Consider the following 18,578-nt stretch of genomic DNA (forward strand, 5'->3'; position numbering starts at 1 on the left):
AGGCGGTGGGGGTGGGTGCGGTGTCATCGATCCGAACGCCTGGGACGCTGATGGCTCAGTTCGGTAGGTCAGCCGTGTGGTTACCGGGAATCAGCGGGGAGTGAGTCGAGCATGTGGCGGCCACGTCGGATCGCGTTGATCCTGCTGGTGGGGAGCCTGTTGGTTGGCAGCGGGGTTGCCCTCGGGGTTGTAGTGGCGCTGAAAAGCTTGGAGACGAAGCCTCTTTTTACCACCGGTGAACGGCAGATCGTGGAAGTGTCCGTGGGCACTTCATTCGCCGAGTTGGCGAACCAGTTCAAGCAACGCGGCTGGATTGAATACCCACGGCTGCTGAGCCTTTATGCTCGGCTCAGTGGTAGGGCTTCTGTGGTCAAGGCGGGTGAATATGCCGTGGAGCCCGGGATATCGATGTCGCAACTGCTCGATAGGATCGTTGCCGGCGCTGTGATCCAGCACAAGCTCACCCTTATCGAGGGCTGGACATTTCGTGAGCTTTTGCGCGCGGTCGAGGCCAATACCGCCTTATGCCATACCTTACCCCGTGCCGCCGCGGCTGATCTTGTTATGGCGCGGTTGGGGTATGCGGGAGAAGATCCGGAAGGTCGTTTCCTTCCAGAGACCTATCTTTTCCCCAGAGGTACCACCGACATCGCCTTTCTGAAACGTGCCTATGCGGCCATGCAGCAGGAGCTGGGAGTGCAATGGAGGCAGCGCGCCACAGGCTTGCCCTTGAAAAGCCCTTATCAAGCGCTGATTCTGGCGTCCCTGGTCGAGAAGGAGACCGCTTTGCCGAAGGAACGTCGGCGAATTGCCGGAGTTTTCATCCGTCGGCTTGAGCGTGGCATGCGACTGCAGGCGGATCCCTCCATCATCTATGGGTTGGGGGCGCATTTCGACGGCGATATTCGCGGCCGCGACCTGCGTGAAGACTCACCTTACAATACTTATACCCGCAAGGGCCTGCCCCCGACTCCGATTGCGTTACCCGGGCGTGATGCAATTGCTGCAGTGCTGCATCCCGCTGCCGGCGATGCATTGTATTTCGTTGCCCGCGGCGATGGCAGTCATACGTTTTCCGCCACGCTGACCGCGCATAATCAAGCGGTGCGCAAGTATGTGTTGCATGAATAATGAGCTACGACAATGGGCCCCACGACAATAACGAACGCTACTCGGCCAGCGCGATTTATTACGGTCGAGGGCATTGAAGGTGCTGGTAAAACCAGCTGTCTCGACTATTTGGCTAAGTTGCTGCGAAATCAGGCCATCGAGGCCGTGCTTACTCGGGAGCCTGGGGGGACCTCGCTGGGGGAAGCGGTGCGCGCCCTATTGCTGGATCACCGTTTCCGCGGCATGGCAGGGGATGCTGAAACTTTATTAGTCTTTGCGGCGCGTGCGCAGCACTTGGCCGAGGTTATAAGACCGGCCTTGGCGGCTGGCCAGTGGGTAGTCTGCGACCGCTTTACAGACGCGACGTATGCCTACCAAGGTGGTGGTCGGGCGCTTGGCGCTACTCGTGTAGGCTTGTTAGAGCATTGGGCGCAGAGTGAGCTACGGCCCGATCGAACCTTGTACCTAGACGTGCCGGTGACCGTAGGTTTGGGGCGTATCGCCAGCCGTGGCAATCTGGATCGATTCGAGAGCGAGCGCCAGGCCTTTTTCGAGCGCGTACGGTGCGTCTATCTGGAGCGCTGCCGTGCGGAGCCGCAGCGCATGCGACGGATCGAGGCCGATGGCTCACGCGAGGCGGTACATACCCAGATCGCAGCTGCTCTTGCCGATCTGCTCAACGACGGTGTCGAAACGAGATGAGTGCAGCGCAGACCGATCACCTGCCTTGGCATCAGCCGGTCTGGGACCGATTGGCTGCCTGCCATAGGCGAGGACGGGTGCCCCATGCCATTGCCGTTGTCGGCAGCGCTGGGTTGGGGAAGTCCAGGCTCGCCATTCGGTTTGCCCAGGCGCTGCTGTGCGCCTCGCCCCGCTCCGATGGTGACGGCTGCGGTCGTTGTCGATGCTGCCATCTGCAGGCGGCTGGAAGTCATCCCGATCATTATGCGGTGCATCCCGAAAGCGAGCCAGGTGGACCTATCAAGATCGATCAGATCCGCAGGCTCATCGAGTTCCTGATGCGGTCGAGCCAATACGGCGGGTATCGCGTTACGCTGGTAGATCCGGCGGACCGTATGACGCTGGCGGCAGCAAACAGCTTACTCAAAACTCTGGAGGAGCCGCCTGCGGCCGCAGTGCTCATATTGGTCGCCCGCCAATTCTCACAGTTGCCGGCGACACTGCGTAGCCGGTGTCGGTTGGTGCAGTTGCAGCCACCGCCTGCAGTGCTTGCCCGCGAGTGGCTGGCTGAGCACTGTCCCGAGGCGATTGGCCTATTGGCGCTGGCCGGCGGTGCACCGCTGCGGGCTATGGCCTATGCTCAGGCCGGGACCGAGGGGCGGTATGCGGCGCTGATCGCAGACCTGCTCGCGATTGTCGAGGGCCACCGATCGCCGGTATTGGCGGCGCAAAATTGGACTGGGATAGGGCTGCGTGACTGGATCGAACTGCTGCAGCTGGCACTTGCCGAGCTCGCGCGCGCTGCATTTACGGAGTGCGAGCTAGATCGCATCCCTGGCCGAGCCGATCTGCAAACATTAACTGAGAGGATAGATCATTCGTGCCTGCACGATTACATGGAAGAGGTGGTTGCTACCCGACGGATCCTTGATCAGCCGCTCAACGAGCAGCTTGTGATCGAGGATTTGTTCATCAGGTGGCGAACGGCCACCCGCGGTGCACGCCTCGCAAAAGACAGGGTGAGCGGATATGCTGCAAAAGTCGCAGTCGGGCGCACGTCAGGGGATTCTATCGGTCTCTATCAAGGATAAGCATACCCTGTATGCTGCCTACATGAGCTATGTCAAAAATGGCGGACTCTTCATTCCCACCACGAAGCCGTACGAGCTGGGCGATGAGGTGTTCATTTTATTGAGCCTCATGGAGGAGTCCGAAAGAATTCCCGTCGTCGGACGTGTCGTCTGGGTTACGCCGCGTGGGGCGCAGGACAATCGGACTGCTGGGATTGGCCTGCAGTTTACGGATAAAGACGGCGGCCCCGCACGAACCAAAATTGAGACCCATCTGGCGGGCGCTCTGGAATCCGAGCGGCCCACGCACACCATGTAGGGATGGCACTCAATACCGTAACCGCGAGCCCCCGCGCGCGACCTTGGTCAGTCACGCCGTTTCGCTACAGTGCGGTTTCGGCAGGCAGCCGGTTGTGAATCACTCCGGGGCAGGCGCCGCTGCGCGGCGCTTGGGACGTGATAAGCTTTTCAGCTTCCCGCCTTCAGATCACGCTGGATCGCCAACACGAGATCGATGGCTCGGTCGAGGTCCGTGACGGTATTGTAATAGTGCGCGGAGAAACGGATACCATCGAGGCGGCAGGCGCATACGACGCCGCTGCGGCGCAGGCGCTGGTATAAAGGGAGTGCTTCCACCCCGTTGGCGCGGAAGGTCACAATGCCTGCGTGACGGTGTGCTTCGGCTGGGCTGATGAGGGTCAATCTCGGCTCCGTCTGAATGCGCCTAATCAGGTGGCGCGCATTATTCAGCACGGCCTGCTCCACCTGCGTTGCACCGATCTCCTCCAGGACGGCCAGACTGGCTTCGAGGCCATGAATACCTAGCATATTCGGGCTGCCGGCCTCGAAGCGCCGAGCGCTGCTTGTCGTACTCCAATCGGGGTTGCTGTAATCGCCCATATGTGCGGCCATGTGCCAACCGTATTGGAGTAGGTTCAGGCGATCCCGCGCCTGCGGCGTGCTATAGAACAAGCCGAGCCCCTCCGGTCCGAGCATCCACTTGTGGCCGTCCGCGGTTACAAAGTCGGCGTTGATTTTAGGTGCATCCAGGCGTAATGCCCCCAGCGATTGGATGGCGTCGATGCAAAATAATGTGCCGTTATCTCGGCATGCTTGGCCTAGGCGTTCGAGGTCCATGCGTAAGCCCGAGCCATATTGGACCGTACTGACAGGCAGCACCCGCGTGCGCGCATCCATTGCCGCTAGGATCGCGTCTTCCGGTGTGGCGGCGCCATCGAGTGCCACATCGCGCACTTCGACACCAAAACGCTTGCCAAGGGATTCCCAGACCATACGGTTGGAGGGGAATTCGTGGGTGTTGATCACGACATTGTCTCCCGCCTGCCAGTCTAAACCGTAGGCCACCAGAGAAAGTCCCTCGGAGGTGTTTTTCACCAGAGCGATATCGTCGGTCGTGGGTGCGACTATCAGACGAGCGAGACGCTCGCGCAGTTGTTGTTCGACTTCGTTCCAGCGGGCGTAGTCTGCGGCGCCACGGCTGATGTTCTCCTGGGCGAAAGCGGCCACGGCATCATAGGCACGCCGCGGCCATGGGGCGACCCCGGCGTGGTTCAAGTAAATAAGCCCGTTTTCGTGGGGAAACTCATCCCGCATCCAGGTCCTCCACGCATGTTTCGGCCGGTTCTTCGGATAAGCGAACAGCGGCAATTGTCAGTAAAACAGGCGTTCCACGATGCGGAAGCCGGCTACATAGGTCCCGATTGCAGAGCCCAAGGTTGAGAAGAGGAACACGAGTAAGGTGCGCGAAATCCGATTCTGCCACCAGCCGCGCAGTCGGGTGACATCGGAGCGCAACGTTCGGAAATGGCGCACGAGCGGTTTGCGTAGCGCCATTTCGGCGGCCGCCGTGACGAAGCCGGCGCCGATTGTCGGATTCAAAGAAGTCAGCGGTGCTGCCAAGAAAGCCGTGACTATGGTCAGTGGATGAGCGGCGGCTATGAGCGCGCCGACTGCGGCGAGGCTGCCGTTGATCAATACCCATTCAACGATCAACTCCATCCCGAGTGTCGGGCTACGTGCAAAGCCGAGCCCGAACCCCGCAAAGATGAAGCCAACGATGGCCCAGGGAAGCCATCTCAGCCACCGCGTCTTGGGGAGCGTCCGCTCGAGTGTTCTGCGGGTCGCTTCAGGGTCGGCCATGGGCTCGTGCAAGGCCGCTTCGACACCGGTTAGATGGCCGGCCCCGATTACCACCAATACGTTGGTAGGCTGCGACTGTTGGGCCTTTTGCAACAGCCGGGCGGCAATGTACTGGTCGCGTTCGGTAATCAAAGTCTCATAGAGCAGCGCAGAGCGCTCGGCGAAGTCGGCGAAGGTGGATTCCAGTAGGTCACCCTCTTTGAGCCGTTCGATTTCTGCCTCGGTTATCTTTTCGCGGGAGAGGCTACTGACGATGAGGCCACTGAGCAGAGTAAAGCGTTGCCACCATGGAATACGCTGATAAATGCGTTTGAGCGTGATACTGATGTCCCGGTCTACCAGCCATATCGGGAGGTTTGCCGCGTCGGCTCTTTTGATAGCCGCCTCCATTTCGGCACCTGGGCGGGTCCCGAATTGATCGGCCAAGCGTTGCTGGAACGCCGCTAACGCCAAGCTGGCCGCGACCAAGCCGACCTTGCCGCCGCGTAGCACCTGGAAGAGATCGAGTCGCTCCAACGCATCCGGTTCGTCCAGCGCACGGTAACGCTGAGTACAAAGCTCGACCGCGACGGCGTCGAAGTTACCGCAGGCAATCGCGTCTTCGACTTCTGTGACGCTGGTGCGCGAGACATGCGCTGTGCCGAGCAGAGTGAAAGCGGTATCGCCGACGGTTATCGTCCTCGACAGGTGCGCCCGCGCCGGCTCGCTCATGCTTTCACTCCGTACTGCGTGTTAAGAGCCGATTATCGCTGATGTGTTGCCATGCGCAAAGGCAATGCTAACAAGCGGCCAATGCTCAAGCGCTGAAATGCCCCTTTTACGCCGATTTTGATCGACTGGAACGCTCCGGCGCGGAGGCTCTGCCGCTTCGCGCGCCGCCGGCCAATACGATTGATCAACCCAGGGTATCTGGTTTCTGATTGCGATTCGCACCCATCTCGACTGCATTCCGGAGTATCAGCCGCAGCTCGGTTCGCCCTGGCTCGGCGGTTTTTTACTGTCCCTGGCATGGCTCCAAGTATGATCTGGCCGGCCCGAATCGTTGACGGATCTCCGGCGCCGCCCAATCTCTCCGTTCCGCCCTATTAACTCAAAAATGCTACTTTACTGCAGATTGCTGAGTTGGCGGATGGCGTGGATCAGAATTGGACCGCAGCGGTATGGGGGCCGTCGCCTTCTTGTCTGCGTAGGCGGTTTGCTTAGCGATGAGAGTGTGAGCGCTCGCTGCTATCATGCTCAGCAACGGTTGTATCCGCAGCCTTGGTTGGCTGCGGCGATACAGCGATCTGATGAGGTGAGTTATGACGCTATCGGATCAAGCCCTGCTTGCCCATGATCCCGAGTCGCGGGCGCTGCCCGGTGACATCGCTATATGGCTTTTCATTCTGACTGAGCTGGTTGTCTTCGGGCTGCTGTTCGTGGGTCTCGAGGTCGGTTGGCGCAACGCCCCGGAAACCTTTGCGCAAGGCGCTCGGACGCTGCATGTCGCAGCCGGATTTGCCAACACTCTGGTGCTGATTACCGGGAGTTTTTTCGTTGCCAGCGCCGTGCGTTCCATTCGCCAAGGGTGCATTAGAGCTTGTGTGCTGTTATTGCTCGGCGGTATGGCTACTGGGGCACTATTTGCCTTAATCAAGATCGCGGAATACCAAGCGTTAATCGATGCGGGATATCGGCTGGGTACCAGCATTTTTTATTCTTTTTATTTTTTGGCCACAGGCTTTCACTTGTTGCATGTGCTGATCGCTATGCTTGTCCTGTTGATCGTCGCCGTGCGCTGCTTGTTCGGAGCCTATGACGCCGACAGTCCTACCGGGATCGAAACTGCAGCGAGTTTCTGGCACATGGTGGATTTGGTCTGGATCGTTCTCTTTCCATTGCTTTATATTTTGCCTTGATCATGGCCAAGCGAGCATTAATCACAACTTGGTTGACGCTGTTGGTGCTGACGCTTCTCATGTGGTTCCTGCGCGGTTATCGAGGCGCTGATTGGCTGGTATTCGTCGTGCTGGTTCTGGTAGCAATCAAAGGTCAACTTGTTATCGATCGATTCATGGAACTGCGGCATGCCCCTGTCTTATGGCGGGTCGCCTTAAGCGGTTGGCTGTTTATCGTCCTGGGCGTAGTGGGTATCGTGCGCGCGACAAGCGGTTCATGATTTCCGCACCGCACTGATTTAGAGTTCCCGTAGGGCTACGGTGAGGGGCAACGCTGCGGCTCGCAGTGCGGGGAATAGGCCGCCGAGGAAGCCGATCGCCAGTGCCCACTGCAGCCCGTTCAGCAACAATGATGTAGAGACCTGGAACTGAAATACGACTTGGCTGAAGTTGGAACCAAGTGTTGAGACGGTGTAGCCGTTGAACAGCCCATAAGCGATCCCGGCACCGAGGACGCCCCCTAGCAGTGCCAGCAGCATGGTTTCCAGCAGCAGTGCCGTGACGAGCGGAAGGCCGGTGAAGCCCAGCGCGCGCAGAGTAGCGATTTCTCGGGCCCGTGCTGCGACTGCGGCATACATGGTATTCAGCGCTCCGAAGGTCGCGCCGAAGCCCATGATCGTGGCGATCCCCGTACCCAGCACCTGTATGAGGTTTGTCAAGCGCTGCGATTGTTTGCTGTAGTAGGCGCGTGTTGTCTCTACGTCCACTTTCAAGCGTGGATCCGTGGCGAGGGCGACCTTAAAGCGGTCAATGGCGGTCGGGCTCGTCAAGCGTGCCGTCACCGACTGAAAGCCGTTGCGACGGTAGGCTGCAGCCACCGATTCCGCATCGCCCCAGAGCTCGGATTCATGGGTATTGCCCGAGGCGAATACGCCGACGACCTGCCATTCCTGGTTGTTGATCTGCACGCTCGAGCCCAGATCCAGTCCTTTGAACTGCACCCAGGCACCACGCCCGACGACAAGCTCGCGCAACCCGGGCTTGAAGCGGCGTCCACTGATGATTTGGACGTCGGGACGCAAGGCCCAGACCCTGGGGCCGACACCGCGCACCTCGACATTGGCGTCGGTACCCGTGGAGCGCTTGGGGATATTGGTGACGACGACCACCTCCTTGGAGAGGATCGGATGGTTCTGGGCATCGTGTAAAATACCTGGTGCCTGGGCGATCAAAATCGCACTGGCACGATCGATTCTCGAGGAGAGTTCGGCATTGGCGCCGGCGCGAAGCACGATTGCGGTGTCGTCGTTGCCGGCCTGCTGCAAGGTGGTTTGAAAGCCCTTCGCCATGGCCAGCAGGGCAATTAATACCCCCACGACGCCGGCGATGCCGATCACGATAACGAAGGCACCACCGAGGCGCTGAGGTAGCGTCGCCAGCCCAGTCCAGGTGATCGCCAGGGCTTGGTGCCCCCGGCGGCTCGCCACGAGCCAGGTGGCGCCCAGCGCGGCCAATATCAGCACCAGCAACGGCGCCATTATCCAGGTGCCCAGGCCGACTAGGACGAGTAACCCCACCCCGATCGGGTGTAGCATACGACCGATTATGCGAGCCGCTTTCGCCATCGTCGCTTACCCGCGCAGCGCGTCGACGACGTTGAGCCGTAGCGTGCGTAGGGCGGGCGGCAAGCCGACCAATAGGCCGATCAGTATCATCAAGGCCAGTCCCAGCAGCCAAGTAGCCAGAGTGAGTGGCAGATTGAGCTGCCCGCTGGTGGCTGTTGCCATGACGGGCAATAGAGCGTGCGCGAGCATCAGTCCACCGAGGCCACCGCACAGCATGATTACGATGGCTTCGGCGAGCACCAGCAGCAGCACGACGCGGTTGGGAAAGCCGATGGTTTTCAGGACGGCCAGTTCGGGAATGCGCTCGCGAATGGCTTGCATCATCGTATTGCCGGTGAGCAGTATGAGAGTGAAGAATACTGCACCCATGATGGTGCTGACGATCAACCCGATGTTACCGATTTGTTTTACGAAGGAACGCTGAAAATCCTTCTCGCTCTGGGTCTTGGTCTCGTGCGCGGAGTTCGCGAACAGGCGATCGATCGCTAACGCCACCCGATCGGAGTCAGCCGGGTCGCTCACCTGGACGATATACCAGCCGACCGTGCCCTGATCCTGCAGACGCCCCTCGTCCACATAATCGTAGTGGAACAGCATCTGCCGCTCGATGCCTTGTAGCTCTGGACGATCCGCATGGAAGATGCCGACTAGATCGAAGGTCCATATATTGCCACCGTCCTTTTTCGGGAAGATGGTTGCCTTGAGTGGGATCTTGTCACCGATTTTCCAGTCGAAGCGCTCGGCTAGGGTTCTACCGATGATGGCGCCGGTGCGGGTGTGGCGAAAGGCTTGTTGTTGGGCGGCGGGCAAGACGAGTTCGGGATGAATGGTCAGGTATTCTTGCACGCTTACCGCCATATTGGGGAAAAAATTCTTACGGTCTTGATAGATGCCACCGAACCATATGGCATAGGCGACATCCTGAACGCCTGTTATGGCTTGAATCCGGCTAATATAAGCAAACGGTAGCGGTTGAATGATGGAAAACCGCGAAGTGACGATCAGACGGTTGAGCCCGGCAACGCTATTCGGAGCATTGAAGGCGATGCGTACGGCATCGAGCATGCCGAATAGCGTAAAGGCGGCCACTACCGATAGCAGCGTGAGCACGGTGCGTGTTTTACGGCGCAGCAGACCAGCCCAGAGCAGGGGTAGGTATTTCACGAGCGTATTCTCATAGGGCCTACCCGACCAAGGTTCCTTTGTCGAGGTGGCGGGTGCGCAGTGCGTGCTCTGCGGCCTTCGGATCATGGGTAACCATTATCATGGTTTTGCCATATTCGCGGTTGAGGCGCTGCAGCAAACGCAGCACCTCCTCGGCCGAATGTCGGTCGAGATCGCCGGTGGGCTCGTCGCAGACCAAGAGCATCGGGTCGGAGACCAAGGCCCGGGCGATGGCGACGCGCTGCTGTTGACCGCCGGAGAGCTCGCCGGGCCGATGGCTGGCGCGCTCTGTGAGCCCGACGAGTTGCAGGGCGATGTTGGCATGACGGCGCCTTTGAGCAGCACTCAGACGAGTGAGCAGCAGCGGCAGCTCGACATTCTTCTGCGCCGAGAGCATCGGCAGCAGATTATAGAACTGAAATACGAACCCGACATGGGTGGCGCGCCAGCGCGCCAGTTCGCCCGAGGATAGGCGATCGATTCGCTGCCCGGCGATAGTCACGCTGCCATGGGTAGGCGAGTCGAGTCCGGCGATTAGGTTGAGCAGAGTGGTTTTACCCGATCCAGACGGCCCCATTAGCGCGATGAAATCGCCCTCGGGAATGTCGAGATCGATGTGGTGCAGCACCTCGACGCGCTGCTTGCCACGTAAGTAACTCTTGCTGACGCCTCGGAGTCGGATTAGGTCGACTGCCGTGGATATGCCCTGTTCGGGCTGGGTGTCAGGCGCCGCTGGATTTCGTTTTGATCCATGTGCCATCAGTCAATTCCATCGTTGGGTCACGGACGACGTGCTCGCCGATTTTTAGGCCACTCTCGATTTGCCGCAAATCCCCGTAGCTCTGGCCGAGTGTGACGTTGCGCTGCTGCGCGCGTTTTTGGTCAACGACGAAGACCACATTGTGGCCGTCGCGTTGCACGATGGCTGTCGTCGGCACCACGACACCTTGCGGTGCTCGCCGAGCAGGCGCTGGCCGCTCGTTGAGAAAGGACACGCGCACGCCCATATTCGGCAGAATGCGCGGATCCAGCTGCTTGATTGCGATACGCACCCGGACCGTGGCTTTACTGCGGTCAGCGGTTGGGATAATCGCGATCACCTCGGCCGGGATCTTCCAGCGGGGATAGGCGTCCAGCACGGCCTCCACTGGTTGTTTGGGTTTGACGCGATTGATATACGCTTCGTTCACATCCACCTCGATTTCTCGAGAACTCATATCCACGATGGTGCAAATCCCGGTTCGGGTGAAGCCACCGCCGGCTGAGACCGGGGAGACCATCTCGCCCGGTTGGGCCGTCTTGGCAACGATGACTCCGGTGAACGGAGCCCGGATGATGGTGTTGGCGACGAGGTCCACTTGAGCGATCCGCCGCTGCGCTTCGGCGACCTCGATTTGTGCCCGCTGCGCTTTGAGTTGTGCTCTGAGCCGCGTCACTTTGATGCGGGCGCTGTCCAGGGTCTGCTTAGCCGTTGCCCCGCGCTTGCTGAGTGCCCGCTGGCGGTCGAGATCGAGCTGTGCTTCCTCAAGCTGAGCATCAAGATCGGCAATGGCGGCCTTGGCCGCGGCGAGTTGGGCGTGGGCAAGCTGGAGTCGTGCCTTTACGTCCCGATCATCGAGACGAGCGAGCACCTGCCCCTCGCTAACCCGGTCTCCCTCCTCGATTGGGACGGCAACGAGCTTGCCCGTGATTTTCGAGGAAACGGTTGCCTCACGGCGCGCGGTGACATAACCGGTCGCGTCCAGCACGGCCGTATCGGCGGTGGCGGCGCTCAGCGGCGCAGCCGCCACTGCCTCTACCACCACTACTCGCCCCCAGACCCAGTACCAGCCACCACCACCGGCGAGCGCTAGCAACAGGATGGCGGCAATCATCAACCATGGCCAGCGGCTTTTGGCGTCGGCCTCGCGTTGGTTAGGGTCGATTCGCAGTTGCGAGAGCAGATCGGTATCCGTCATTTGGGAGGTTCACATGATGAACGGGTAAGCGTTCGCTGCGGGCGCGGGGAGGCGGCGGTGATGTAATCAATAGATAAATAGTTAGGCATACGTGACATGCCTTTGGTTCGAAGGGCGGTTGTTTGGCTTACTGGTAGGCAACCCGACGGCCGGTTCTCGCCAAAATTATACTCCCTGCAAGAAATTAGCGATCCATTGTGCAGCAATCCGATCGTCGACATCTAAAGCAAGCGAGGCAAGTCCCGCTCGATAAGCTTGTTCGCCAATATCGCTTCGTCGCCGCTTCATCAGCGCCCTCGAATAATCCTTCGAGAATTCCGGATGCCCTTGAAAGGTCAAAATGTGATCCGCAATTTGCATCACCCCGTAGCGGCAAAAAGCATTGCCGGCGAGCCATTGGGCATCCGGTGGGGGAACGATTACCTGGTCCTGATGACTGACCAACAAAGAGAGTTTGTCGTGAGCAGGTATCATCCACTCCGGCTGAATCTGGATGTGTGTCGCGTGCACCCCTACACCCCACCCCTGCGGCGCTTTTTCGACCCGACCGCCAAGCGCGTCGGCAATCAGTTGGTGACCGAAGCAGATGCCGACGGTTGGTCTGCCCAAGGCGTGCAAACGAGCGGCGAGTTCGCCAGCGCGCCGAATCCATGCCGCGTCATCGTAGACACTCCAACGGCTGCCGGTGAACAGCCAGCCCTCGCACGCCGTGAGTGATTCGGGAAAGGATCCAGCGGTGAGATCGTAGCGGCGGAACTCCAAGGTGGGTGAAACCGCAGACAGCAGTTGCTGGAACATCTGCGGATAGTCGCCGAACGTCGGGCTCAGATCGGCTGCGACCGAGCCGCATTGAAGTATGCCTACGCGCATCGCCGCTCGGTTTTTTGCTGATAGGGGCTGAGAGCCCATTTTTTCGAGGTCTGTATGAATGCTTTCATGCGGTTAGACTACCGCAGAATAGAAATTTTTGCTGCTCATGCGATGCGTACCCCGTTGTTAGGCATTTCGCTGCTCAGGCTTTCCACATGGCAAATGGCTCGATATGGCCGAGATCGAGTTGCATGTCTTCACTAAGATGTCTTGCCCGAAGAATTGCCGATATCGAAAACCCTGCGCCGCGAAGCCAAGGCTTGGGCCGAGCGGCGCGATGCTGAGCAAATCGGTGTCGACTGGTATTTCACCACGGACGATGCCTGGATCAAACTTAACCGCCTATATCCGAAAGTTAAGGCGGAATGAGGTATTAGAGTTCGACCCCATTGGTTCCTATGAGGAAGCCGTAGTGGCGGATGCGCATGAACCCCATGGGCAACACATGCAGCAGGAAGCGGCGCACGAACTCCACGCTGGCGACCCACAGCGGGATGACAACAGGGATTGATCAGCTTTCGCGACCTTTGGATGAAGGCGCAAGGCTACCTCTGATCTTCGTGGGCGTCTGTTTCCTGAACGGCCCGGTGCGGACCCGCATGCCGAGTGGTGTGGGGAGGGCTGATTAAACGTCATCCCTTACCCGATTATGTTCGCTGCTTCCAACGCTGCGGGTCACGGCTGTCATGCATGACCGCCACTACAACGATAAAATCTGGTTCGATACAGTAGAATACGCGAAAGGGAAACGGCGAATTAATGCGCGGCGCGTGTCGCGGTGCATGATCGGGTACAGTCTCGGCTGCTCGGCGATTTGCTGAAAGGACCGAAGGGCTTCATCAAGGAATTTCTGTCCCAAATCTGATCTTTACTTTGCGTACCAAGCTGCTGCATCTTCAAGATCGTGCTCTGCTTTGGGGCGGACATGGAGCCGAACGCTCATAGCCGTTTGCGAATGTCTGCCACAACGTCTTCTGCAGGGCGGCCCGGATCACGGTCCAGTTCGTAGGCGTCCAAGCGGCGATCTAGCTCTTGCCGCTGCGCCTCAGAGAGGACAAGCGCACCTTGGCCAGCCGCGATACTGTCCCAGAGCTCTTCAACCAAGTGGAGACGCTGCTCCACTGGAAGGTCGCGTAATGTCGATGTGTTCATAGCCACCTTCTACAGTTCAATTTTATCCGAAATCGCTCCCCAGAACATAACGGAGATGGCGATGAGCGGCCCCTATGCGTCGGGGCATTGGGCCCTGACGCATGGGGGCGTACCGCAAATATACGGCTTACAACGCTGCGTATGGTTGCCGCCTATGCAACCAGGGCATATAGCTATCGACAAATTGCCGATTACTTCGGACTCCATCGGGCGTATTGTGTGTGGGCAGATGCGATAATCCGAGAACTGATCCCATGGCCTCGAAAACCCTGCAAGCCCCGTGACGGGCGTTTCGGAGGATCTAAGGCTCGAAGCGGTCCTCAATGCTCTCCAGCAGTCGCCGGCCGTGGATCACGGCTAAGATATGCAGTGTCTCAGGTAGGATTTCGTAGATCAGACGGTAGCTATAAATGAAACGCTCGCGGACCGCCGGCTGGCCTAGTTCCGGGACCATGCGACCCGCGCGGGGTTGTACCGGCAGGGATTCAACAGCCTCGATCAGCTCCTCGACGACCCGTTGGGCATAGTACGGCGAGTCGCGACTGATGTACCGGCGATCTCGTCGATATCCTCCAGGGCTTTATCGGACCAGATCAGCCTCAGAGCTTGAGCCATCGGCTCAACCGCTGCTTGGCCTGCTCATGGCTCACACCGCGTTCTTCGGCGATGGACCTCTGGCCGCGCTTGATCTTCTCCAGCACATACAGGTGGTAGTGGATATCCTCGTAGCTGCTGTCATCGGGCAGGTTCTTCAGCAGTTGCTCGACCTCTTGCTTGGCGGTCTGCATGGGCGTTTCCTCGTAGCCGTCTTCCTCTATTTCCAGTATATCAGGCGTTCTCTGCGGCTTCGTCTTCCTCCGCCTCTTCCAGGGGTCCGGTAGAGATCCACCTCGGTGGCTCCCGCCTCTCCCTCGTCCGCCCAGTCCCCGGGGCCACCTCTGGGTGAGTATGTGGATGGCCTTGAGCTTTTTGATGCTTACTTGTGTGTAGCGCTCGGTGGTACCAAGCTCGGCGTGGCCGCTGGAGTCGCCGGCGATGTTTCGGGCGCCGTTGAGTCAGGCCGGGTGCTCGTCGGAGCCGCCGAAGACGGGAATCCGGGCCGTGGCGCCGCTGTTGTCGAAGGAGCAGTTTGTCGGGGTACGTCCCCTATTATTTAGGCTCGACACCTGTTGGCGTTGGGCATCCGCACGCGTCAAGCGATCCTCACCGCCATTAGCAGCAAAAGTTACTGGCGGCTGTCCAGGACGCTGGCGACCCACAGCGGGATGAGCAACGACTGGTTGAAGCAACAGGGATTGATCAGCTTTCGCGACCTTTGGATGAAGGCGCAGGGCTACCTCTGATCTTCGTGGGCGTCTGTTTCTTGAGCCGCCCGGTGCGGACCCGCATGTCGGGTGGTGTGGGGAGGGCTGATTAAACGTCAGCCTTTACCCGATTATAGGTTTTGCGGTCAGTCTTCGATGAAGAAGTCAGTATCTACTTTCTTGACTTCGTATAGAGCCGCAGAATTCACACCCACCCCATGGTCGATCATTAGTTGAACAAGGTCAGCGCCATCTATCAGAACGACTTTCGGATCGATCTGGCCGACATAATCTAGCGCCTCTTTCGAGAAACGACTGGTCGTGATAAACACGCCTTTCTTGGCCCGCTGACCATGGAGAGCACCAACAAATTTCTGAATCTCCGGTCGGCCGACTGCCGCTTCCCAGCGTTTTGCTTGAAGATATATTGTCTCCAGCCCGAGACGGTCTTCTTTGATAACGCCATCAATGCCTTCGTCCGCTGTTTTCCGCGTAGCCCTCCCTGCTTCTTTCACAGAACCGCCATACCCCATCGAAACGATGAGGTGGACGACGAGTTTCTCGAAGAATTCTGGCGTATTGCCTTTGATCAGATGGAGAAGCTCATTCGCGACTTCATCCCGAAGTTGCTGATATGCTTGCTCTAGCGTTTCTTCAGGCGTCGTAGAAGATGTGTCGTCGTCGGCCGCGTGGGTAACTTTTTGAGTGCGGTTTTTGTTGCTCGCCTGCCGAAACTCTTGGAACTCTTCGAACCGTTCCAAATACTTAATACTAATCCGGTCAGGGCCTAATACTGCTACCTTAACGAATTCGTTGGCCGACGGATGGCTTGGCACGCCGCATGGCGGGGCCTGGTGAGCAAGGGATAGGGCTTAGGGCGTCGTTTGACTGCACGGGGTTGTGGCAGGCGTTTTTGCCGGCCTATTGGGGACAACGCCATCGCCTGCAGCAATGCGGTGGCAAAAGCTTGCAGTGCCTTTCCAGACAGTAGCAACAGCTGGGAGGCGGCGTTGTTGAGCAATTGTAGCGCCGATTTGAAGCTGAGTTGGCGCGGGATTTTCTCGAAGCACTGCGCGGCTCGGTTCAAGTTGGCGCGCACGAGATTGTAGGCCAACAAATGAGCCGCGATCTCTTTTCTGACCCGCTCTGGGCTCTTGCAGCGCAGCCGCTCCATGGCCATATCGGTTTTGATGCTGCGCAGATCCAACTCGATCGTCCAGCGTGAGCGGTAGTGCTCGGCCAGGGCGCGGCGGGGGTAGCGTTTGGGGTTCGATAGGGTGGTGACGTAGACGATGCCGTTGACTGCCAGCTCGCGAATGGTCAGCGTCGGCGGCAGCTTGAGGTAGTCTTGTGCGCTCATCCACACGGGCTTGCGGGGCGGCTTGGCCCATTTAATGAGATGATCCTTGGCGCCGAGTCGCTCGCCGCGGTGCCAATGCGGCTTTCGCTGGGCATGCTTTTGAAAGAGCCCCTGCACCCCGTGGTGGACCAGCAACGCCATGATCGCGTAGGTGCAGTAGTAGCGGTCGGCGAGTAGCAGGTCGCCCGGCTGCAGGGTGTGCAGGAGGGTGCTGAACAAAGAGCTCTCTCCGCTGCCCTTGCCCTGATAAGGGCCGAGGGCATAATCGAGCACAGCACCCGCGCCGAGCGAAATCAGGGCCACGATGCGCACGATGGGAAACCCGAGGCCGGGTTGTTGGTTGCCCTGTTGGGGGAACTCACGCTGATTATCGAGCGTATCGGGCATCAGTGCGGTAGTGCCATCGGCGAGCACCACGCGATGGCCACGCCAACCCCAGGCTGAAGGCGCGCGTTGGTGCAGCGTCTGTCCGCTCTCCCGGACCGCGTTCTCCAAGGGCGCACGGGGCAGGCGTTGGCGGGCTTTGCAATACGGCCCGGTGTTGATGGAATTGGCGCTTTGGCCGCTTTGCAGCCGCTCGGACAGCACCCGCGCCACCGCGTGTTTGCACGAACCGTCCTGACTGAGCACCTGGAAGAGGAAGGCTTTCAATACCACCAAGGGGGTGAATATCCGATCACGCCCGCCGCACGCGCGTTCGGCGAACTGGCTCAACACACGGGTGGATAAAACATCGAAAAACGGCAGTCCGCGCACTTGTAGGAAGGACCTCTTCAAGCGCTGGATTTGCCATGAGCGGGCGCAGCGAATAGAGTTTTTCATGGCTAGGCTCTCGGGATCGGATGGGAGGGTTTTCTCACAATCAATTCTATCCGAAATGCTCCGAGAGCCTAGCCTTTAATAATCACACAACTTCATGATCAATATACAATTGTGGTCGTTAAGGTAGCAGTATTACGGTCAGGGCCTTCTGTAAGGACTTTCCTGCCACGGTCAGAAATGTGGAACTTGCCCCGCTTGGGTGACTCCAGAACTCCCGCTTGGGTCAGATACACCTTTGCCCATGCCACACGATTTGCGAATGTAGATTGCCGACCACTCGGCAGCCTTTCCTCAAGATCTTCTTGGGTCAGCCCCATTATTTCTGCCAGCCCTTCCCGGGCCTCCTGCATCGTATGCTCTTTGCCGTCGGCGGAAAACTTTAGCAGTGGCAGCATCAGCGATTGAAAATCAGGTACGGCCAAGTGGTACTCCCATCCTTTTTACCTATAACTTCTAAGCATTTATCTGTCGTGCGGAGCATGGCGGATAAATGTCTGTTGGACTAAGCCGCCCGACAGTGTGCCGAGGTCCTTGTTCTAAGGGGATTGTATGGTTTGGTGCTCGGGGTGTCGAAAGCGTCGGGGGGGGGTGTTACGGCGCCCGTCAGGGGTGTCGGCGTCCCGAATCACCCCGGCAGGTGGTCGAGAACGGGAGCTCATGTCGGCGAATGTGGCGGTTTCATGGGGCTCTCCGGGGCGATTTCGGTCTTCTGGGCGCACGCAAGCTCAGGCCCCTGCGGGGCCTGGCAGCGGAGTGTCGGCGGCATCGGCTCAGCCAATCGCTCGGCATCATCCGCTCTCCCGTCGTGGCGGCGTTGACAACAGCGCCCCGACGCGCAGCACACAGGCCTCACAGGCTGGACACGGGTAGACGTTCGGGGCCTCGTGCGTTCCCTCTGCGGCCGCTTGCTCGTCGATAGGTGCCGGGCAGTGAGGCACTCGCCAATGCGCGCGAGCTTCACGCGGCGAGCGCGATTGGCGAGGAAGCCATAGTGGCGGATGCGCATGAACCCCTTGGGCAGGACATGCAGCAGGAAGCGGCGCACGAACTCCACACCGGTAAGGCGCATCACCTTGCAGCGTTGAGCATCGGCGTAGTCGGTGTAGCGAAAGGTTACCGTCTCGTCGTCGATGCCGAGGATCCGGGCATTGCTGATGGCGATGCGGTGTGGTTCGGTTCGGGACGGAAAAGGCGGACGGGATTGGGTGACACTGCTGCCGGAGTCGCTGCGGCCAGCGCTCGAAGAGCAGATCAACCGTGCTCGAAAAATCCATCTGGCTGCCGCATGCACTTGCGTGCAAATACCCCAACGCGCCGCGGGAGTAAGGTGACATCGCGCACCTGGTAGCTGCTGGTATCTTCCGTACCGAATTCGTCGCTGAATGGCTCCTCGCCGTCGCTGGAGCTGAAGAATTTATCCTCGCC

General features: G+C 59.1%; 21 protein-coding genes and 2 pseudogenes. 8 read left to right on the top strand and 15 right to left on the bottom strand.

Going from position 1 to position 18,578, the window contains the following annotated elements; all coding sequences use genetic code 11:
* The first annotated feature begins 111 nt into the window (after positions 1-111).
* From mltG to NB231_RS16140, 4 genes are read left to right on the top strand one after another with little or no spacing between them, the layout of a single operon-like run.
* Entirely contained in the window at positions 112-1,131 is a 1,020-nt protein-coding gene (gene mltG, locus NB231_RS16125) for an endolytic transglycosylase MltG (protein WP_005005030.1), read from the top strand.
* 12 nt (positions 1,132-1,143) lie between these two features.
* The gene (gene tmk / locus NB231_RS16130) at positions 1,144-1,812 is read left to right on the top strand and encodes a dTMP kinase (RefSeq protein WP_005005034.1); all 669 of its coding nucleotides are present in this window, start codon (positions 1,144-1,146) and stop codon (positions 1,810-1,812) included.
* Positions 1,809-2,882 carry a DNA polymerase III subunit delta' gene (gene holB, locus NB231_RS16135; RefSeq protein ID WP_005005035.1) on the top strand — a complete coding sequence of 358 codons (1,074 nt, stop codon included), beginning with the start codon at positions 1,809-1,811 and terminating at the stop codon, positions 2,880-2,882. Before tmk ends, holB begins: the two co-directional genes overlap by 4 nt.
* A complete protein-coding gene (locus tag NB231_RS16140; protein ID WP_050756128.1) occupies positions 2,821-3,180 on the top strand; it encodes a PilZ domain-containing protein in 360 nt (119 codons plus the stop codon). The genes holB and NB231_RS16140 overlap by 62 nt, the downstream gene beginning before the upstream one ends.
* A 149-nt stretch (positions 3,181-3,329) precedes the next feature.
* Here the strand turns inward: NB231_RS16140 and NB231_RS16145 are convergent, their stop codons facing one another.
* Both NB231_RS16145 and NB231_RS16150 read right to left on the bottom strand, forming a co-directional pair.
* Entirely contained in the window at positions 3,330-4,475 is a 1,146-nt protein-coding gene (locus NB231_RS16145) for an aminotransferase class V-fold PLP-dependent enzyme (RefSeq protein WP_005005040.1), read from the bottom strand.
* A gap of 57 nt (positions 4,476-4,532) precedes the next feature.
* Entirely contained in the window at positions 4,533-5,732 is a 1,200-nt protein-coding gene (locus tag NB231_RS16150) for a TraB/GumN family protein (RefSeq protein ID WP_005005042.1), read from the bottom strand.
* 590 nt (positions 5,733-6,322) lie between these two features.
* Between NB231_RS16150 and NB231_RS16155 the strand changes: the two genes are divergently transcribed.
* Both NB231_RS16155 and NB231_RS16160 read left to right on the top strand, forming a co-directional pair.
* Positions 6,323-6,919, top strand: coding sequence for a cytochrome c oxidase subunit 3 family protein (locus NB231_RS16155; RefSeq protein WP_005005044.1), 597 nt, complete (start codon positions 6,323-6,325; stop codon positions 6,917-6,919).
* Between the two features lie 2 nt (positions 6,920-6,921).
* Positions 6,922-7,179 (top strand): cytochrome C oxidase subunit IV family protein, encoded by a 258-nt coding sequence (locus NB231_RS16160; protein ID WP_040662600.1) that lies wholly within the window; start codon positions 6,922-6,924, stop codon positions 7,177-7,179.
* An 18-nt stretch (positions 7,180-7,197) separates the two neighbouring features.
* On the opposite strand, the gene NB231_RS16165 is transcribed toward NB231_RS16160, so the two are convergent.
* The 5 genes from NB231_RS16165 to NB231_RS16185 form a co-directional block, all read right to left on the bottom strand.
* The gene (locus NB231_RS16165) at positions 7,198-8,523 is read right to left on the bottom strand and encodes an ABC transporter permease (RefSeq protein WP_005005047.1); all 1,326 of its coding nucleotides are present in this window, start codon (positions 8,521-8,523) and stop codon (positions 7,198-7,200) included.
* A 6-nt stretch (positions 8,524-8,529) separates the two neighbouring features.
* Entirely contained in the window at positions 8,530-9,687 is a 1,158-nt protein-coding gene (locus NB231_RS16170) for an ABC transporter permease (RefSeq protein WP_005005049.1), read from the bottom strand.
* A gap of 19 nt (positions 9,688-9,706) precedes the next feature.
* Positions 9,707-10,315, bottom strand: coding sequence for an ABC transporter ATP-binding protein (locus NB231_RS16175; protein WP_005005051.1), 609 nt, complete (start codon positions 10,313-10,315; stop codon positions 9,707-9,709).
* Positions 10,316-10,409: 94 nt separating this feature from the next.
* Positions 10,410-11,645: an efflux RND transporter periplasmic adaptor subunit gene (locus tag NB231_RS16180; protein ID WP_005005052.1), complete on the bottom strand. Its 1,236-nt coding sequence runs from the start codon at positions 11,643-11,645 to the stop codon at positions 10,410-10,412.
* Between the two features lie 165 nt (positions 11,646-11,810).
* Positions 11,811-12,554 (bottom strand): glutamine amidotransferase-related protein, encoded by a 744-nt coding sequence (locus NB231_RS16185; protein WP_232210502.1) that lies wholly within the window; start codon positions 12,552-12,554, stop codon positions 11,811-11,813.
* A gap of 171 nt (positions 12,555-12,725) precedes the next feature.
* Between NB231_RS16185 and NB231_RS18860 the strand changes: the two genes are divergently transcribed.
* Positions 12,726-12,884, top strand: coding sequence for a hypothetical protein (locus tag NB231_RS18860; RefSeq protein WP_005005057.1), 159 nt, complete (start codon positions 12,726-12,728; stop codon positions 12,882-12,884).
* Positions 12,885-12,915: 31 nt separating this feature from the next.
* Here NB231_RS18860 and NB231_RS18105 read toward each other — a convergent pair.
* The 4 genes and pseudogenes from NB231_RS18105 to NB231_RS16200 form a co-directional block, all read right to left on the bottom strand.
* Positions 12,916-12,987: pseudogene (locus tag NB231_RS18105) on the bottom strand (transposase); the annotation flags it as partial.
* A 467-nt stretch (positions 12,988-13,454) separates the two neighbouring features.
* Entirely contained in the window at positions 13,455-13,667 is a 213-nt protein-coding gene (locus tag NB231_RS16190; RefSeq protein ID WP_005005061.1) for an addiction module protein, read from the bottom strand.
* A 301-nt stretch (positions 13,668-13,968) separates the two neighbouring features.
* Entirely contained in the window at positions 13,969-14,214 is a 246-nt protein-coding gene (locus tag NB231_RS19945) for a type II toxin-antitoxin system RelE/ParE family toxin (protein WP_332247726.1), read from the bottom strand.
* A gap of 52 nt (positions 14,215-14,266) precedes the next feature.
* Positions 14,267-14,455: a hypothetical protein gene (locus tag NB231_RS16200; protein WP_005005067.1), complete on the bottom strand. Its 189-nt coding sequence runs from the start codon at positions 14,453-14,455 to the stop codon at positions 14,267-14,269.
* Between the two features lie 387 nt (positions 14,456-14,842).
* On the opposite strand from NB231_RS16200, the gene NB231_RS18120 reads away from it, so the two are divergent.
* Positions 14,843-15,010, top strand: a complete 168-nt coding sequence (locus NB231_RS18120; protein WP_232210503.1) for a maturase — start codon at positions 14,843-14,845, stop codon at positions 15,008-15,010.
* 107 nt (positions 15,011-15,117) lie between these two features.
* Here NB231_RS18120 and NB231_RS16205 read toward each other — a convergent pair whose 3' ends face one another.
* From NB231_RS16205 to NB231_RS18125, 4 genes and pseudogenes are all read right to left on the bottom strand, one after another.
* Positions 15,118-15,732 carry a restriction endonuclease gene (locus NB231_RS16205; RefSeq protein ID WP_005005074.1) on the bottom strand — a complete coding sequence of 205 codons (615 nt, stop codon included), beginning with the start codon at positions 15,730-15,732 and terminating at the stop codon, positions 15,118-15,120.
* A gap of 35 nt (positions 15,733-15,767) precedes the next feature.
* Positions 15,768-17,153: an IS4-like element ISNmo2 family transposase gene (locus tag NB231_RS16210; protein ID WP_040661712.1), complete on the bottom strand. Its 1,386-nt coding sequence runs from the start codon at positions 17,151-17,153 to the stop codon at positions 15,768-15,770.
* Between the two features lie 98 nt (positions 17,154-17,251).
* Positions 17,252-17,575 (bottom strand): winged helix-turn-helix domain-containing protein, encoded by a 324-nt coding sequence (locus NB231_RS16215; protein ID WP_198007321.1) that lies wholly within the window; start codon positions 17,573-17,575, stop codon positions 17,252-17,254.
* Between the two features lie 521 nt (positions 17,576-18,096).
* Positions 18,097-18,270 (bottom strand): annotated as a pseudogene (locus NB231_RS18125) (transposase); the annotation flags it as partial.
* Positions 18,271-18,578 lie beyond the last annotated feature (308 nt).

The organism is Nitrococcus mobilis Nb-231, from assembly GCF_000153205.1.
Classification (GTDB): domain Bacteria; phylum Pseudomonadota; class Gammaproteobacteria; order Nitrococcales; family Nitrococcaceae; genus Nitrococcus; species Nitrococcus mobilis.

Bases quoted from the DNA above. Each gene is read 5' to 3' on its own strand.
- mltG (WP_005005030.1), top strand. From the start codon at position 112: ATGTGGCGGCCACGTCGGATCGCGTTGATCCTGCTGGTGGGGAGCCTG.
- tmk (WP_005005034.1), top strand. From the start codon at position 1,144: ATGGGCCCCACGACAATAACGAACGCTACTCGGCCAGCGCGATTTATT.
- holB (WP_005005035.1), top strand. From the start codon at position 1,809: ATGAGTGCAGCGCAGACCGATCACCTGCCTTGGCATCAGCCGGTCTGG.
- NB231_RS16140 (WP_050756128.1), top strand. From the start codon at position 2,821: ATGCTGCAAAAGTCGCAGTCGGGCGCACGTCAGGGGATTCTATCGGTC.
- NB231_RS16145 (WP_005005040.1), bottom strand. From the start codon at position 4,475: ATGCGGGATGAGTTTCCCCACGAAAACGGGCTTATTTACTTGAACCAC.
- NB231_RS16150 (WP_005005042.1), bottom strand. From the start codon at position 5,732: ATGAGCGAGCCGGCGCGGGCGCACCTGTCGAGGACGATAACCGTCGGC.
- NB231_RS16155 (WP_005005044.1), top strand. From the start codon at position 6,323: ATGACGCTATCGGATCAAGCCCTGCTTGCCCATGATCCCGAGTCGCGG.
- NB231_RS16160 (WP_040662600.1), top strand. From the start codon at position 6,922: ATGGCCAAGCGAGCATTAATCACAACTTGGTTGACGCTGTTGGTGCTG.
- NB231_RS16165 (WP_005005047.1), bottom strand. From the start codon at position 8,523: ATGGCGAAAGCGGCTCGCATAATCGGTCGTATGCTACACCCGATCGGG.
- NB231_RS16180 (WP_005005052.1), bottom strand. From the start codon at position 11,645: ATGACGGATACCGATCTGCTCTCGCAACTGCGAATCGACCCTAACCAA.
- NB231_RS16185 (WP_232210502.1), bottom strand. From the start codon at position 12,554: ATGGGCTCTCAGCCCCTATCAGCAAAAAACCGAGCGGCGATGCGCGTA.
- NB231_RS16190 (WP_005005061.1), bottom strand. From the start codon at position 13,667: ATGAACACATCGACATTACGCGACCTTCCAGTGGAGCAGCGTCTCCAC.
- NB231_RS16200 (WP_005005067.1), bottom strand. From the start codon at position 14,455: ATGCAGACCGCCAAGCAAGAGGTCGAGCAACTGCTGAAGAACCTGCCC.
- NB231_RS16210 (WP_040661712.1), bottom strand. From the start codon at position 17,153: ATGAAAAACTCTATTCGCTGCGCCCGCTCATGGCAAATCCAGCGCTTG.